General features: G+C 65.5%; 15 protein-coding genes. 11 read left to right on the top strand and 4 right to left on the bottom strand.

Going from position 1 to position 14,907, the window contains the following annotated elements; genetic code table 11:
- Positions 1-711: serine hydrolase (locus AC07Z7_RS14705; RefSeq protein WP_494766685.1), on the top strand; the 711-nt coding region annotated here is incomplete at its 5' end.
- A 24-nt stretch (positions 712-735) separates the two neighbouring features.
- Here AC07Z7_RS14705 and AC07Z7_RS14700 read toward each other — a convergent pair.
- Positions 736-1,671: an N-formylglutamate amidohydrolase gene (locus AC07Z7_RS14700; RefSeq protein WP_494766684.1), complete on the bottom strand. Its 936-nt coding sequence runs from the start codon at positions 1,669-1,671 to the stop codon at positions 736-738.
- Positions 1,672-1,832: 161 nt separating this feature from the next.
- On the bottom strand, positions 1,833-2,798 hold the full coding sequence (locus AC07Z7_RS14695; RefSeq protein WP_494766683.1) for a tripartite tricarboxylate transporter substrate binding protein BugE: 966 nt from the start codon (positions 2,796-2,798) through the stop codon (positions 1,833-1,835).
- Between the two features lie 107 nt (positions 2,799-2,905).
- Between AC07Z7_RS14695 and AC07Z7_RS14690 the strand changes: the two genes are divergently transcribed.
- The 3 genes from AC07Z7_RS14690 (at position 2,906) to AC07Z7_RS14680 (ending at position 4,741) form a co-directional block, all read left to right on the top strand.
- A complete protein-coding gene (locus AC07Z7_RS14690; protein WP_252658063.1) occupies positions 2,906-3,868 on the top strand; it encodes a LysR substrate-binding domain-containing protein in 963 nt (320 codons plus the stop codon).
- Positions 3,869-3,985: 117 nt separating this feature from the next.
- A complete protein-coding gene (locus AC07Z7_RS14685; RefSeq protein WP_094289577.1) occupies positions 3,986-4,213 on the top strand; it encodes a helix-turn-helix domain-containing protein in 228 nt (75 codons plus the stop codon).
- Between the two features lie 21 nt (positions 4,214-4,234).
- On the top strand, positions 4,235-4,741 hold the full coding sequence (locus AC07Z7_RS14680) for a Clp protease N-terminal domain-containing protein (RefSeq protein WP_094289575.1): 507 nt from the start codon (positions 4,235-4,237) through the stop codon (positions 4,739-4,741).
- On the opposite strand, the gene AC07Z7_RS14675 is transcribed toward AC07Z7_RS14680, so the two are convergent.
- Positions 4,726-5,214: a MarR family winged helix-turn-helix transcriptional regulator gene (locus AC07Z7_RS14675; RefSeq protein WP_494766682.1), complete on the bottom strand. Its 489-nt coding sequence runs from the start codon at positions 5,212-5,214 to the stop codon at positions 4,726-4,728. The two genes, AC07Z7_RS14680 and AC07Z7_RS14675, sit on opposite strands and share 16 nt — an antisense overlap.
- 142 nt (positions 5,215-5,356) lie before the next feature.
- Here AC07Z7_RS14675 and recA point away from each other — a divergent pair, with 142 nt between their 5' ends.
- Together recA and recX are read left to right on the top strand one after the other, a co-directional pair.
- Positions 5,357-6,433: a recombinase RecA gene (gene recA / locus AC07Z7_RS14670; protein ID WP_494766681.1), complete on the top strand. Its 1,077-nt coding sequence runs from the start codon at positions 5,357-5,359 to the stop codon at positions 6,431-6,433.
- 245 nt (positions 6,434-6,678) lie between these two features.
- The gene (gene recX, locus AC07Z7_RS14665) at positions 6,679-7,137 is read left to right on the top strand and encodes a recombination regulator RecX (protein WP_494766680.1); all 459 of its coding nucleotides are present in this window, start codon (positions 6,679-6,681) and stop codon (positions 7,135-7,137) included.
- Between the two features lie 54 nt (positions 7,138-7,191).
- Here the strand turns inward: recX and argC are convergent, their stop codons facing one another.
- Positions 7,192-8,124, bottom strand: coding sequence for an N-acetyl-gamma-glutamyl-phosphate reductase (gene argC / locus AC07Z7_RS14660; protein WP_494766679.1), 933 nt, complete (start codon positions 8,122-8,124; stop codon positions 7,192-7,194).
- A gap of 180 nt (positions 8,125-8,304) precedes the next feature.
- Between argC and sucC the strand changes: the two genes are divergently transcribed.
- From sucC to AC07Z7_RS14635, 5 genes are all read left to right on the top strand, one after another.
- Complete coding sequence (sucC, locus tag AC07Z7_RS14655) at positions 8,305-9,465, top strand: ADP-forming succinate--CoA ligase subunit beta (protein ID WP_209816811.1); 1,161 nt, start codon at positions 8,305-8,307, stop codon at positions 9,463-9,465.
- Positions 9,466-9,480: 15 nt separating this feature from the next.
- Positions 9,481-10,377: a succinate--CoA ligase subunit alpha gene (gene sucD / locus AC07Z7_RS14650; protein ID WP_015016294.1), complete on the top strand. Its 897-nt coding sequence runs from the start codon at positions 9,481-9,483 to the stop codon at positions 10,375-10,377.
- Between the two features lie 379 nt (positions 10,378-10,756).
- The gene (locus AC07Z7_RS14645) at positions 10,757-13,381 is read left to right on the top strand and encodes a CHASE2 domain-containing serine/threonine-protein kinase (protein ID WP_494766678.1); all 2,625 of its coding nucleotides are present in this window, start codon (positions 10,757-10,759) and stop codon (positions 13,379-13,381) included.
- Positions 13,382-13,398: 17 nt separating this feature from the next.
- Positions 13,399-14,187, top strand: a complete 789-nt coding sequence (locus tag AC07Z7_RS14640) for a Stp1/IreP family PP2C-type Ser/Thr phosphatase (protein ID WP_094289547.1) — start codon at positions 13,399-13,401, stop codon at positions 14,185-14,187.
- A gap of 41 nt (positions 14,188-14,228) precedes the next feature.
- Complete coding sequence (locus tag AC07Z7_RS14635) at positions 14,229-14,879, top strand: FHA domain-containing protein (RefSeq protein WP_494766677.1); 651 nt, start codon at positions 14,229-14,231, stop codon at positions 14,877-14,879.
- The last annotated feature ends 28 nt before the right edge of the window (positions 14,880-14,907 follow it).

The raw sequence follows: 14,907 nt of genomic DNA, 5'->3' as shown, positions 1-14,907 counted from the left end.
GACGTGGACCTGTTCGTGAATGCAGTGGGCCCCGAGGTGCTGGCGCGCTTGCAGCAACCTGCGGAGGCAGAGGCGTTCTTCCTGCAGTGGCTGCTGCGCCAGCCGCCCGTTCGTGGGACGGGCGCGGACCCGGGCTTTGCCTACTCCAACGCAGGCTATGCGCTGGCGGCCCGCATGCTGCGCGCGGCCACGGGCCTGGGGTGGGCGGATCTGCTGCGCCAGCGCGTGGCCCAGCCCCTGGGCCTTTCGCTCTTTGTGGGAGAACCGATGCGTGCCGGTAGCCAGCAGCCCGCCGGGCATGAAATCCTGGACGGGCGGCTGCAGCCCCTGCCCCTGGCCGAGGCGCCGGAACGTGTGTGGCTGGAGATCCTGGACCCGGCAGGCGCCGTGAGCCTGACGGTGGAGGAGGACGCGCGGTGGCTGCAGTGGCACCTGCAGGCATTGCGCGGCGACGCCACCCCCTTGCCCCGCAGTTACGTGAAGGGTCTGCAGGACCTGGGGCATGCCCCCGCGGGCCGCTATGGCCTGGGTTGGCTGGTGCACGCGGTGCACGGCACGGGCTGGTTGCTGCACAACGGCCAGGACGCGGGTTTTCAGGCGTTGTCGGTGGTCGCACTCGATGGTTCGCGCGCGGGCCTGGCCCACAGCAATATCGCCACGGCGGACAGCATGGGCCTGCTCTACGAAGGGGTCTCCACGCTGGTGGCCTGAGCCCGCCGGGCCCGCGCCGGGTGCTCAGCGCGGATCGTGTGCCAGCAGCCTCTGCACCAGGGTCTTGAGGTCCGCCTGCAGCCGCGCCATGCCCTCAGGCATCTGGGCGAGCGTCTGCTCGTCCATATAGAGCTTGCGGTTGATCTCGACCTGGATGCTGTGGCGGTGCTGCGCCGGGTGGCCGTAGCGGCGCACCAGCTCCACGCCCTTGTAGGGGTGGTTGTATTCGACGCTGTAGCCGCACGCGCGCAGGTGCTCGCAGATCAGCGCCGACAGCGCCGGGCTGGCGGTGGTGCCGTCCCGGTCGCCCACCACAAAGTCGGCATGCTCCAGCCCCGGGAACTCGGTGGCAAAGCGCCCGGCCACGGCGGGCATGGAGTGGCAGTTGAGGTGGATGCTGTAGCCATGGCGCGCATGCGCCGCGTCAATGGCCTGCGCCACGGCGGCGTGGTACGGACGCCAGCAGCGGTCGATGCGCGCACGCACCTCGGCCACGGTGAGCTGGCGCTGGTAGATGGGCTCACCCTGGTCGGTGAATTTCCAGATCAGTCCCTTGCCCAGGCGCACCTTGCTGAGCACCTTGGGGTCGGTGGAGATGGGGTCGGGCCAGTCGCCGTCGAGCAGGCCGGTGTCCAGCTCGGTGGTATCGCGGTTGGCGTCCAGATAGATGCGGGGGAAATGGGCCTCGACCCAGGCCACGCCGAGCGCGGGGGCAAAGGCGTAGATCTTTTCGACGTGGGTGTCTTCGGCCCGGCGCAGAGTAGCCAGGTCGAGGGCGGAGCCAAAGTCGTCGGGGTACCGGGTGCCGCTGTGGGGCGAGTCGAGCACCAGCGGTGTGCTACCGGGCACCGCAGTCACGGTGGCGGTGCTGGAGGGTTGGGTGGCCAGCCCTGGCGAGCCGGTTTCGCCAGGCTGGGCTTGCTGGAATCGGTGATGGATCAGTCTCAAGGCTGCATGCATAGGCAGAGTGTGCGCAAAGTGGGGCGGCTGGCCTAGCCACCCAGACCGGAATCAGGCCATGGTTATCCCTCAGGGACCACGGCGTCCGGCTCACGGCCGGGCAGGGGAGGCCCCTGCCCACCGGGCGGGCCTTGTCCCTGCGGAACAAGGCCCGCCCCGGGTTAATCCAGGGCGATCTTGGCGTAGGCCGCCACGCGTTTCATCTTGTCGATCTCGCTGCCGATCTGGGCCGTGAACTCCTTGGGCGTGGTGCCCGAGGGATACAGGCCCTGGCCTGCCAGGCGCTCGCGCACGGCGGGCTCCTTGAGCGCCTGGGCAACAGCCTGCTGGATGCGGTCTACCGCCGCAGCGGGGGTGGCGGCCGGGGCCACCAGGCCAAACCACGAGGGTTCGTTGGCCTGCTTGTAGCCCAGCTCGGCATAGGTGGGCACCTCGGGCAGCACATCCAGCCGCTCGGGCCAGGACACGGCCAGCGCCTTGAGCTTGCCCGATTTCACATGCGGCAGCGACGAGGCCACCTGGTCGAAATACACCGCCACCTGGCCCGCCAGCACGTCGTTGACGGCCGGGCCTGCGCCCCGGTAGGGAATGTGCACCATCGAGGTGCCCGTGCTGCTCTTGAACAGCTCGCCCCACATGTGGCCGATGGTGCCGTTACCCGGCGTGGCGTACGACACCTTGCCGGGGTTGGCCTTGAGGTATTTGACGAGGTCGGCAAAGTCCTTGATCGGCAGCACGGCCGGGTTGACCACGATCACGCCAGGGGCCTTCACGATCTCGGTCACGCCCACGAAGTCCTTGGTGGGGTGGTAGGGCAGCTTGCTGTACACAGCGGGGTTCACGCCGTGGGTGGAGAGCGTGGCCACACCGATGGTGAGGCCGTCGGCCGGGGCGCGCGCCACTTCGGCCATGCCGATGGAGCCCCCGGCTCCGCCCCGGTTGTCGAGCACCACGGGCTGCTTGAGGATGCGGGCCAGCGATTCCTGCAGGCTGCGGGCCGTGATGTCGGTCGCGCCGCCGGGAGGGAAGGGCACGACCAGGCGCAGTGGCTTGCCCTCCTGCGCCAAGGATATTCCTGGAGCGAAAGATAGAGCGGCCATTGCAGAAAGCAGGCGACGGCGTTGCATTGAAAATTCTCCTATGAGGTGCATTGAGGTTAAGTGAATTGGTGCGCTCTACCAAGCAATGGATATGCCTGATAACATTCCAAGTTGGAATGATTTGATTACTTACGATGTCGTCCCTGCGCCGCCTTGCCCCGCCCCTGCACCTGCTGCGGGCGTTCTCCACCGTGACGCGGTTTGGCGGCGTGTCGCGCGCTGCCGAGGCCCTGCACCTCACACAAAGCGCAGTGAGCAAGCAGATCAAGGAGCTGGAGGGCTGGGTGGGCGTGCCGCTGTTCGAGCGCAGCCGCAAGCGCCTGGCGCTGACCCCGGCAGGCGAGCGCTACGAGAAGGCCGTGCGCGCGGTTCTGGCGCAGCTGGAGGCGGCCACGCTGGAGCTGATCACCAGCGACGACGGCGGTGGCGCGTTGCACCTGTCCAGCCTGCCCACCTTCGCCGCCAAGTGGCTGATCCCGCGCCTGCCGCAGTTCCAGCAGCAGCACCCGCAGGTCACGCTGCATTTTGTGCCCTACATGCACAGCTACAACTTCGACCGGCCCGAGCTGGACTGCGCCATCCTGTTCGGCGACGGCCATTGGCCCGGTGCCCACGCGCACTACATCACGGGCCACGACGTGGCGCTGATTGCCCCCCGCAGCAAGGTGGCCGACTGGCCCATCCACACCCCGCGCGACGTGGCACGCCACGCCCTGCTGCGCCATGTGACCGTGCCCGAGGCCTGGCTGCGCTGGAGCGAAACCCATGGCGTGCCGGGTCACATCGACCCGCTGGCCGGGCCGCAGTTCGACCAGTTCCAGACCATGATCCGCGCAGTGATGGCGGGCATGGGCCTGGCGCTGGTGCCGCGCTGCCTGGTGCAGGACGAGATCACCGCCGGCCTGGTGCGCGAGCCCCTGGCCGATGCACCGCAGCGCGGCGGCTACTCCAGCACCGTGGGCTACTGGCTCTGCTACCCCGAGGGGCGCACGCAGCTGCACGCGCTGCAGTGTTTTCGGCAGTGGCTGCTGGCCTGTGCGCAGCCGGTGGCGCCCCCGGCTGCACCGTTGTTGAGCGCCAGCAACAGCCCTGATTGAAAGGGGGCAGGATCAGTACCGGGAAACGAGGCCGCGTCCCTCTCCGGGTCCAGACCACAGCGCGCAGTTCGTCAACCAAAGTTGACACATTTTGCGCTCGTCAACTATAGTTGACAAATGCAAGCGCCGCCCCCATCCCCGCTTCCCTCGCCCGACCACCCCGAGGCCGCATTGGCGGCCGTGGTGGCTTTGCGCCTCATGGCCGACCGGCTGGAATCCAGTGCAGTGGCCGCTGCGCTGGAGCAGGGCTGGTCATGGGCGCAGATCGCCCAGGCGCTGGGCGTGAGCAAACAGGCGGCCCACAAGCGCCTGGCCGCCCAGGTCGCGCGCCCCACCCACCCTTGATCGCATTGAAGGAGCCTCTCCATGCTGCAACGCATCCGCCAACGCCTGCAGGACATGCGCACCCTGCGCCAGCTGTTCACACGCGCCGAGCACCACGCCCGGGCCCAGGGGCAGCCACGGCCGGGCGCTGAGCACTTCCTGCTGGCAGCCATCGAACTGCCCGATGGCACCGCACGCCGCGCCTTCGAGCGCATCGGCGCCAATCCCGATGCCATCCCTGCGGCGATCGAGCAGCAGTACCGCGACGCATTGGCCCAGGCGGGCATCCAGGCCGATATGCCGCCCGCCAGCCCTCTGACGGCGCCACAGCCCCGGGCCTTCCACGCCCAGCCCTCTGGCCAGAGCCTGGTGCAGGCACTGGCCCACGCACGCAAAGGCCAGCCGGGCCCTTTGCTGGGCGCGCATGTGGTGGCGCTGGTCGCAGCCGCGCCACAAGGCGTGGCTACGCGCACGCTGAAGGCGCTGCGCCTGGACCCGGCAGCACTGGTACAGGCCGCGCGGCGCGAAAGCGCCTACCCCCCCGCGTAGGCCTCCAGCCCGATGGTGACAACGGTGGCCACCTCGTTGCCGACCTCGGCGCGGAACTCGGCTTCGGCCTGCGCCACGGCATCGCGGAAGGCCTGCAGCCAGGCCAGCCCCACGGGTGTGAAGCACACGCGGCGCGCACGGGCGTCCAGAGGGTCGGCTTCGCGCGTGACCAGCCCCCAGGCCTCGCACTGGTCCACCAGGTTGGCCATGGCCTGCTTGGTCATGCCCGCGCGCTGGGCCAGGTCGGTCAGCCGGTCACCCGAGAGCGCCAGGTGGCGCGTGATGTGCACATGGGCGGCCGTCACCTGGTCGCGCGCGGCCAGGTTGGACAGGGCCAGCGGCACCTCCACGTTGTGCGCCATGAGCTGCAGCACCCGCGCGTCGAAGCGGCGCATGGCGTGGCCCAGCAGGCGCCCCAGGTGGGTCTGGCGCCAGCCGTCTTCGGCAGGGGATGAAGCGAGCGAATCAGGCATTCCCAAATTGTCAGGCAAACTGACCAAATTATCCTTGAAGAACAAAAGACGGCTCGCATAAACTACTGTTCAAGCATCCAGCCTGTGATTAATTGCAGAGCCATGCAAACACCCAACCCATTGTTTCTCAAGGAGTTTTCCCATGGACGTCGCAGTCAAAGGCACCAACCCCGCATTGCCCGTGAACACCGAAAAGGCCAAGGCCCTGGCCGCTGCGCTCGCCCAGATCGAGAAGCAGTTCGGCAAGGGCACCATCATGCGCCTGGGTGAAGGCGAGGTGATTGAGGACATCCAGGTGGTGTCCACCGGCTCGCTGGGCCTGGACATTGCCCTGGGCGTGGGCGGCCTGCCCCGGGGCCGCGTGGTGGAAATTTATGGCCCGGAATCGTCGGGCAAGACCACGCTCACGCTGCAGGTGGTGGCCGAGATGCAAAAGCAGGGCGGCACCTGCGCCTTCGTCGATGCGGAACACGCCCTTGACGTGCAATACGCCCAGAAGTTGGGTGTGCAACTGTCCGACCTGCTGATCAGCCAGCCCGACACGGGCGAGCAAGCGCTCGAAATCGTGGACAGCCTGGTGCGCTCGGGCGCCGTGGACCTGATCATCGTGGACTCGGTGGCCGCCCTCACGCCCAAGGCCGAAATTGAAGGCGAGATGGGCGACGCGCTGCCCGGCCTGCAAGCCCGTCTGATGAGCCAGGCGCTGCGCAAGCTCACCGCCACCATTAAGAAGACCAACTGCATGGTCATCTTCATCAACCAGATCCGCATGAAGATTGGCGTGATGTTCGGCAGCCCCGAAACCACCACCGGCGGCAACGCGCTCAAGTTCTACGCCTCGGTGCGCCTCGATATCCGCCGCACCGGCACCATCAAGAAGGGCGACGAAGCCATCGGCAACGAAACCAAGGTCAAGGTGGTCAAGAACAAGGTGAGCCCGCCCTTCAAGACGGCCGAGTTCGACATCCTGTTCGGTGAGGGCATCAGCCGCGAGGGCGAGATCATCGACATGGGCGTCACCGCCAAGATCGTGGAGAAGAGCGGTGCCTGGTATGCCTACAACGGCGAGAAGATCGGCCAGGGCCGCGACAACGCGCGCGAGTTTCTGCGCGAGAACCCGGACCTGGCCCGAGAAATCGAAAACAAAGTGCGGGAGCAACTGGGCATCGCCCTGTTGCCTGCAGCACTGACACAAGCCAGCGCTGCAGACGAGGCGTAAGCCGAGTAGCACTGCAGTTTCACTTAAACAAAGTGCGGGAGCAACTGGGCATCGCCCTGTTGCCTGCAGCACTGACGCAAGCCAGCGCTGCAGACGAGGCGTAAGTCAAACACAGCTGCCATGCCGCCAGAACGAAGCCCGCAAGGGTTTGGCGGCAAGTCAGACATCAAAAAATTGAGCCCCAAAAGGGCTTCGCCGCCCAATAGCAAAGCACTGTTTGCTATCAATTTTGATAATCCATCACCATGGGCTTCACCACGCTGTCGCTCAAAGGGCGCGCACTGCGGCTGCTGAGCCAGCGCGAACACTCGCGCGCCGAGTTGCTGCGCAAGCTGGCCCCGCATGCGGAGGAGGGCGATGACCTCCACGCCCTGCTTGACGACCTGCAGGCACGCGATTTCATCAGCGAGGCGCGGGTGGTGGAGTCGGTGCTGAACCGCCGCGCAGGCCGCCTGGGCGCAACGCGCATCCGGCAGGAGCTGCAGTCCAAAGGCCTGGGTGCCGACGCAGTGCAGCAGGCCATGGCCCAGTTGCAGGACAGTGAACTGGAGCGCGCCCGCGAAGTGTGGCGCCGCAAGTTTGGCGAGCCCGCCGCAGACCCGCAGGCCCGCGCCAAGCAGATGCGCTTTTTGCTGGCGCGGGGGTTCTCAGGGGATGTTGCGCGGCGCGCCGTGCTGGGCGCCGACGAGTCTGGCGGGGGCTGAGCGCACCGCCAACAAGCAGGGCCCTCGCCCCACTTCCCGGTGCGCTCTGGGGGGCTAAACGCCCAGCATCAGCTGGAGGTTTTGCACCGCAGCGCCGCTGGCGCCCTTGCCCAGGTTGTCCAGACGCGCAATGACCACGGCCTGCCGGTATTGCTCGTTGGCAAACACACGCAGTTCCAGCTTGTTGGTATCGGTCAGCGTGTCGGCGGCCAGTTTCAGGTCATCAGTGGGGGGCAACACGCTCACCCACTGCTCGGGCGTATTGGTGCGGCTGTAGTGGCTGGCCAGTGCGTCGTGCAGGTCACTGGCCTTGGGGGCGCCCGGCAGCAGGTCCAGGTGCAGCGGCAACTGCACCAGCATGCCCTGGCGGAAGTTGCCCACGGCAGGAATGAACACGGGGCGGCGTGTGAGGCCGGTGTAGCGCAGGATTTCGGGAATGTGCTTGTGCGACAGGCCCAGCGCATAGGCCTCATAAGGCGCTGCAGTGCCTGCCTCGTAGGCTTCGATCATCGTGCGGCCGCCGCCGGAGTAGCCCGACACCGAGGGCAGGCTCAAGGGGTAGTCCGCAGGGATCAGGCCCGCATCGACCAGCGGACGCAGGATGGCAATCGCGCCCGTGGCGTAGCAGCCGGGGTTGGACACACGGGCGGCATCACGCACTGCCTGTGTTTGCGATGCCGCGAGTTCTGGAAACCCGTACACCCAGCCATCGGCCGTGCGGTGGGCCGTGCTGGCGTCGATCACCTTGACCTTGCGGCCCGAGCTGCGCTCGATCTCGTCCACCATGGCCACGGTGTCGCGCGCGGCATCGTCGTGCAGGCACAGCACCACCACATCCACACCCGCAATCAGGTCGCGCTTGGCTGCTGGATCTTTGCGCAGCTCGGGCGCGATGCTGACCAGCTCGATCTGCGGCATGGCCTGCAGGCGCTCGCGGATCTGCAGGCCCGTGGTGCCGGCTTCGCCATCAATGAAGACTTTGGACATGGATGTTCCTTCGTGTGCAACAACCGGGCTGCGGCCCGATGGTAAGGGGATGTACGTACTAAGCACATGGGATGGTGCGTTGCAACATGATACAGTCGCGGGTTGCCATGTCCCAAGCCCGCGGCCAGACAACTGTTCATGGTAAACGGGTAACTACCACCCTTCCCTGAGAGAGACCTCATGAAGATTCACGAATACCAAGGCAAGGAAATCTTGCGCAATTTTGGTGTGCCCGTTCCGCGTGGCATTCCCGCATTCACGGTACAAGAAGCCGTCGAAGCAGCCCAGAAGCTCGGCGGCCCCGTGTGGGTCGTGAAGGCCCAGATCCACGCCGGTGGCCGTGGCAAGGGCGGCGGCGTGAAGGTTGCCAAGACCATTGACGACGTGAAGGCACGCGCCAGCGAAATCCTGGGCATGCAGCTGGTCACGCACCAGACCGGCCCAGAAGGCCAGAAGGTCCGCCGCCTGTACATCGAAGACGGCGCCGACATCAAGAACGAGCTGTATGTGTCGCTGGTCACCGACCGCGCCACGCAGAAGGTCGCCCTGATCGCTTCGAGCGAAGGCGGCATGGACATCGAGGAAGTGGCCCACTCCACGCCCGAGAAGATCGTTACCGAAATGATCGATCCACTGGTCGGCATCACCGAAGCGCAAAGCCGCAAGGTGGCGGCAGCCATCGGCCTGACCGGCGCTTCCATCGACCAGGCCGTAGACATCTTCGCCAAGATCTACAAGTGCTACATGGATACCGACGCGTCGCTGGTGGAAATCAACCCGCTGAACTGCGACTCCAAGGGCAACCTGATGGCCCTGGACGCGAAGTTCAACTTTGACGCCAACGCCCTGTTCCGCCACCCCGAAATCGTCGCCTTCCGCGATCTGGACGAAGAAGATCCCGCCGAAGTGGAAGCTTCCAAGTTCGACCTGGCTTACATCAGCCTGGACGGCAACATCGGCTGCCTGGTGAACGGCGCTGGCCTGGCCATGGCCACCATGGACACCATCAAGCTGTTCGGCGGCGAGCCCGCCAACTTCCTGGACGTGGGCGGCGGCGCCACCCCCGAGAAGGTGACCGAAGCCTTCAAGATCATGCTCAAGAACCCCAAGGTCAAGGGCATTCTGGTCAACATCTTCGGCGGCATCATGAAGTGCGACACCATCGCCACCGGCGTGATCACCGCCTGCAAGGCCGTGAACCTGAACGTGCCGCTGGTCGTGCGCATGAAGGGCACGAACGAAGAGCTGGGCAAGAAGATGCTGGCCGAGTCCGGCCTGCCCATCATCGCTGCAGACACCATGGCCGAAGCTGCGACCAAGATCGTTGCTGCCGTCAAGTAAGCCCGGAGAACACACATGTCGATCTACATCAACAAAGACACCAAGGTCATCACCCAGGGCATCACGGGCAAGACGGGCCAGTTCCACACCGAGAAGTGCCAGGAATACGCGAACGGCAAGAATGCCTTCGTGGCAGGCGTGAACCCCAAGAAGGCTGGCGAGTCCATCTTCAACATCCCGATCTATGCCTCCGTCAAGGAAGCTGCCCAGCAGACCGGCGCTACCGTGTCAGTGATCTATGTGCCTCCAGCAGGTGCTGCGGACGCCATCTGGGAAGCCGTGGAAGCCGACCTGGACTTGGCCATCTGCATCACTGAAGGCATTCCGGTCAAGGACATGCTGATGGTGCGCAACAAGATGAAGGCCAAGGAAGCTGCTGGCGGCAAGAAGACCCTGCTGCTGGGCCCCAACTGCCCCGGCCTGATCACGCCTGACGAAATCAAGATCGGCATCATGCCCGGCCACATCCACCGCAAGGGCCGCATCGGTGTGGTGTCCCGTTCGGGCACGCTGACGTACGAAGCCGTGGCCATGCTGACCGAAGTCGGCCTGGGCCAGTCGAGCGCCGTGGGCATTGGTGGCGACCCCATCAACGGCCTCAAGCACATCGACGTGATGAAGGCCTTCAATGACGATCCAGACACCGATGCCGTGATCATGATTGGCGAAATCGGTGGCCCAGACGAAGCCGAAGCCGCCCAATGGTGCAAGGCCAACATGAAGAAGCCCGTGGTGGGCTTCATCGCTGGCGTGACCGCTCCTCCCGGCAAGCGCATGGGCCACGCAGGCGCCCTGATTTCTGGCGGCGCCGACACGGCCGACGCCAAGCTGGCCATCATGGAAGAGTCCGGTTTCGTGATCACACGGAACCCATCGGAACTGGGCAAGCTGCTGAAGGCCCAGCTGAAGTAAGTCACGCTTCGCCCACGGCAACGGCCATGCGCTCTGCATGGCCGCCGCCAAAGGGGCGAATGCGCAGTGGCTCCAGGCGCCCGGAACCTCGGTTTCGGGCGCTTTTTTTTGCCCTTTTGCGCCCAAGCCAACGTGGCGGCAGGTTCTCCCACGCCGGGAGCAAGCATCATTCAATGTGACAAAAATGGCATCTCCGCCAAACATCAAGCCACAGACGCGACAAGAACGGCACAGGCAGCATTCCCACAGCGTTGTTCGTTACAAAAATTCGCAAAATTTCAGCCCCAAGACCTGGGCGCAGTTATTGCTTAAATGACGGCTCAATACCTGAGTGGAACAAGAGCAAGTGGGCAGAAAATCCTCGGCACGGCGACTGAATGTGTGGCGTACCGATGGCTTCTGGAGCGCATTGGCGGGGCTGGCGGCAGTAGCCCTGTGCGTGGTCACGGGCCTTGCCCAGCGGCTCGATCTTGCGCTGTATGACGCGGCCATCCGCACCACCACCCCCGCGCCCCTCCCTGAGATCGCCATTGTCAACATTGACGACACGAGCCTGGCCGCGCTGGGCCCCTGGCCCTGGTCCCGTGACATCCATGCGCGACTGATCGATCAGCTCGCAGCCAGCGGCGCCAAGACCATCGTCCACACCGCCTACTTCACAGAGCCCCAGAGTGAGCGGGCCCTGGGCCATGTGCGCAAGATCCGTGAATTGCTCGCCGCTTCCGGCGACACCGGCCCATTGGCCACTGAACTCAGCCGCATTGCTGCCGACGCCGATCAGGTGCTCGACACGGATGCCCGCTTGGCCAGCGCCATCCAGCGTGCAGGCAATGTGCTGTTGGCATCGCGCTATGCCTCCGCGGGCACGCCCACAGCACTTCCGTCCCAGGTGCGCCGCAGCACGCTGCCGGACCCCGGCACCTTCGCCAAGCCTGTCCAGTCAGCGCAGCACCCCGTTGGAAGCCTGGGGACCTCTGCCGCTGCCGTAGGCCACCTGTATCCAGAGGCAGACGAGGATGGAAAAATCCGCCGGGTACCCCTGCTTTTGCGCTACGACAACGCCGGGATTCCTGCGCTCGCGCTGCTGGCGGCCCAGCACAGCCTTCATCTGGGTGCGAGTGATCTGCACATCCAGGATACCCCCCCCGGGTTGCGCCTGGGAGGGCTGCACATTGCAACAGATGCCGCCGCCGTGATGCACCCCCGTGTGCAAACGGTGCCGGGAGACAGCCCGGCATTCCCCACGCACTCCTTCAGCAGCGTGCTCGACGGCAAAACGCCTGCGAGCACCTTCAAGGGCAAGATTGTGCTGGTGGGCAGCACCAGCGAGTCACTGGCGCCGCAGGGGGGGCAGGGCACGCTGTACCCCGTTGAGACGCTGGCGCGCACCGTGTCGTCCATCCGGCTGGGCCTCGGCGTGCAGGAACCCGCCTGGGGCCCCTGGGCATCGGGACTGGCAGCGGCAGGCGCGCTGTTGTACGTGGCATTGCTGGCCCACCGGGTGCGGGCGGCTGTGGCGCTGGGTGCTGGTGCGGCGCTGGTGCTGGCACTCGCAGCCGCCGGGTGGGGACTGCTGCACTACGCGGGCCTGTGGGTTGCGCTGGCGCTGCCTGCCACCGGGCTCGCGGCGGGGATCGTCGCGAGCCTGCTGCTCGGATGGAAAAACGGCCGGGGCCGCGCACCGTCGGCGGAAGCCGCAGAAGCAGACCGGATGATGGGGTTGGCCCTGCACGGGCAAGGTCAGCTGGACATGGCGTTCGAGCGCCTGCGCAAAGTGCCCGCCAGCGACGCCTTGCTGGACAACCTGTACCACCTGGCCGAAGACTTTGAACGCAAACGCAACTTTGCCAAGGCCAAGGCGGTGTACGAGCACATCCTGCGGCACAACCGGCAGTACAAAGACACGCGCAGCCGCTACAAGCGGGCACGCGCCAAGGCCGACAGCGGCGGCCCCAACAGCCAGCCTGCGTCCGTTCCCCCACAGGGCACCACTGCCAGCCCACGGCTCCCCGGCGACGCCACGCTGGGCGTGCCCATGCTGGGGCGCTACCAGATCGACCGGGAAATTGGCAAAGGGGCCATGGGCGTCGTCTACCTGGGGCGCGACCCCAAGATCGGGCGTGTCGTCGCCATCAAGACCCTGGCCCTGGGCCAGGAGTTCGAGGGCGATGCGCTGATCGATGCGCGGGCCAGGTTCTTCCGCGAAGCCGAGACGGCCGGGCGCCTGCAGCACCCCCACATCGTGACCATCTTCGATGCGGGCGAAGAGCATGACCTGGCCTATATCGCGATGGAGTTCCTCAAAGGCCGGGACTTGGCACATGCCTGCGCAAAGGACCATTTGCTGCCCGTGCCCACCGTGCTGTCCATTGCCGCGTGTGTGGCCGATGCGCTGGACTACGCCCATGCCCACAACGTGGTACACCGCGACATCAAGCCTGCCAACATCATGTTTGACAGCGCCACCCACGCGGTGAAGGTGACGGACTTTGGCATTGCGCGCATTACCGACTCCAGCAAGACCCGCACGGGGCTGGTGCTGGGCACCCCCAGTTTCATGTCGCCGGAGCAGCTCGCCGGGAAGAAGGTGGACGGACGGTCGGACCTGTATTCGCTGGGCATCTCACTGTTCCAGTTGCTGACTGGCACCCTTCCGCTGCGGGGCGCCTCCATGACCGAGCTGATGCACAAGATCGCCAGTGTGGACGCACCAGATATCCGCGAGTTGCGCCCCGACCTCTCTCCCACCGTCGCCCGGGTGGTGGCACTGGCCCTGCAAAAAAGCCCGGAGGCCCGCTACCAGACAGGCCGCCAGTTTGCCGCCGATCTGCGGCAGGCTGCCGCTGGAGCAGCCGGCGCCGAGAGCCCGCCCGCGCCCGAAACAGTGGTCTATGATGCGGACCGCGATGCAACAGGGCATGAGATGACGGATTTTCAGGAAACCGTGATGGATCCCCCCGCCGTGCGGGGAGCGTCAGCCCCGCCCGTTTCAGGCGCCCAATGACGCTCGCCCACACACCCATGACCTACGAATTTTTCGCGCGGACCGACAAGGGCCGGGTGCGCACCAACAACGAAGATGCGGTGGCGGTCGATCGCGAAGCGCAAGTCGCCATACTCGCAGACGGCATGGGTGGCTACAACGCCGGGGAGGTCGCCAGCGGCATGGCCACCACCTTCATACGCACCGAAATGGCCCGCTGGCTGGCCCAGGCGGGCACCACGCCCCAATCCACCGATGTGCGGCGTGCGCTCGAAATCTGCGTGGAGAATGCCAACCACGCCATCCTGGGTGCATCGCTGTCGAACCCCCAATATGCCGGCATGGGAACCACGCTGGTCGTCGCCGTGTTCCATGGCAGCCGCCTCATCCTTGGGCACATTGGCGATTCGCGCTGCTACCGGCTGAGAGATGGCGCATTGCAGCAAATCACGCGGGACCACTCGTGGTTGCAGGAGCAGATCGATGCCGGCCTGCTGACGGCCCAGCAGGCGGCGCTGTCGTCCAACCGCAATTTGGTGACCCGTGCCCTGGGCGTGGAGCCCAACGTCATGATGGAAGTCAACGAGTTCCAGGTGGCTGCGAATGATCTCTTTCTGCTGTGCTCGGATGGCCTCACGGACATGGTGCCCGACCCCGACCTGGCGGAGATGGTGCGCGCGCCACTCCCACTGGAAGAAAAAGCCACATTGCTCATCGACACCGCCAACGCGAACGGCGGGCGTGATAACGTGAGCGTGCTGCTGGTGCAGGCCGCTGCGGGAGGCAAGAAGCGCGGCCTTATGTCCCGATTGCTAGGGGCCGTCTGAATGGCCCAAACCACAACAATTCATCACATCAGGAGTGGATCATGCCGAGAATGATCGTTTCAATCGACGGGGTCGTCATCAAGGAAGTGCAACTGACCAAGGAGCGGACCACGCTCGGCCGACGCCCGTACAACGACATCGTGATCGACAACCTCGCCGTGAGCGGGGAACACGCCGTGATCCACATGGCAGAACACGAGGTCGAGATCGAAGACCTGGGCAGCACCAACGGCACCTATGTGAATGCCAAAGCCGTCAAGCGCCAGGATTTGCGCAATGGCGACACGATTGAAGTGGGCAAGTACAAGATTCGTTTTTTGCAGGAAGCCGAAGGCCAGAACTTCGAAAAGACCATGATCTTCAAGCCGGGCATGGTGCCCCCTGTGGGCGCGGCGGCACGGCCTGCCCCGGCAGCGCCCGCTCCGGCGCCCATCGCCGCCTTGATCCGCGTCATGTCAGGTGCAGCAGCAGGGCGTGAAGTGTCTCTGCAAAAGGTCGTCACAACCATTGGCAAACCCGGCGTGGCCGTTGCGTCTATTACCAAGCGCCATCATGGCTTTGTGCTGGCCCATGTGGAGGGCCCAGAAATGCCGCTGCTCAACGGCGCCTCCATCGGCACGTCTCCTGTGCCGCTCAAGCATGGAGACCGGCTGGAACTGGCCGGCACCGAGATGCAGTTCGAACAAGGTTGACGGTCTGCGCATGGTGCGGCGCCCTGTC

This window comes from Acidovorax sp. GW101-11A03 (genome assembly GCF_059424825.1).
The sequence above is the reverse complement of the archived record's forward strand: the minus strand, read 5'-3'. Positions and strand labels throughout refer to the sequence as shown.

What these genes read in the sequence shown, in the direction of transcription:
- AC07Z7_RS14685 (WP_094289577.1), top strand. Translation starts at nt 3,986, where the DNA reads ATGCAAGCGCCGCCCCCATCCCCGCTTCCCTCGCCCGACCACCCCGAG.
- AC07Z7_RS14695 (WP_494766683.1), bottom strand. Translation starts at nt 2,798, where the DNA reads ATGCAACGCCGTCGCCTGCTTTCTGCAATGGCCGCTCTATCTTTCGCT.
- AC07Z7_RS14635 (WP_494766677.1), top strand. Translation starts at nt 14,229, where the DNA reads ATGCCGAGAATGATCGTTTCAATCGACGGGGTCGTCATCAAGGAAGTG.
- AC07Z7_RS14700 (WP_494766684.1), bottom strand. Translation starts at nt 1,671, where the DNA reads ATGCATGCAGCCTTGAGACTGATCCATCACCGATTCCAGCAAGCCCAG.
- AC07Z7_RS14690 (WP_252658063.1), top strand. Translation starts at nt 2,906, where the DNA reads ATGTCGTCCCTGCGCCGCCTTGCCCCGCCCCTGCACCTGCTGCGGGCG.
- sucD (WP_015016294.1), top strand. Translation starts at nt 9,481, where the DNA reads ATGTCGATCTACATCAACAAAGACACCAAGGTCATCACCCAGGGCATC.
- recX (WP_494766680.1), top strand. Translation starts at nt 6,679, where the DNA reads ATGGGCTTCACCACGCTGTCGCTCAAAGGGCGCGCACTGCGGCTGCTG.
- recA (WP_494766681.1), top strand. Translation starts at nt 5,357, where the DNA reads ATGGACGTCGCAGTCAAAGGCACCAACCCCGCATTGCCCGTGAACACC.
- AC07Z7_RS14640 (WP_094289547.1), top strand. Translation starts at nt 13,399, where the DNA reads ATGACCTACGAATTTTTCGCGCGGACCGACAAGGGCCGGGTGCGCACC.
- AC07Z7_RS14680 (WP_094289575.1), top strand. Translation starts at nt 4,235, where the DNA reads ATGCTGCAACGCATCCGCCAACGCCTGCAGGACATGCGCACCCTGCGC.
- argC (WP_494766679.1), bottom strand. Translation starts at nt 8,124, where the DNA reads ATGTCCAAAGTCTTCATTGATGGCGAAGCCGGCACCACGGGCCTGCAG.
- sucC (WP_209816811.1), top strand. Translation starts at nt 8,305, where the DNA reads ATGAAGATTCACGAATACCAAGGCAAGGAAATCTTGCGCAATTTTGGT.
- AC07Z7_RS14675 (WP_494766682.1), bottom strand. Translation starts at nt 5,214, where the DNA reads ATGCCTGATTCGCTCGCTTCATCCCCTGCCGAAGACGGCTGGCGCCAG.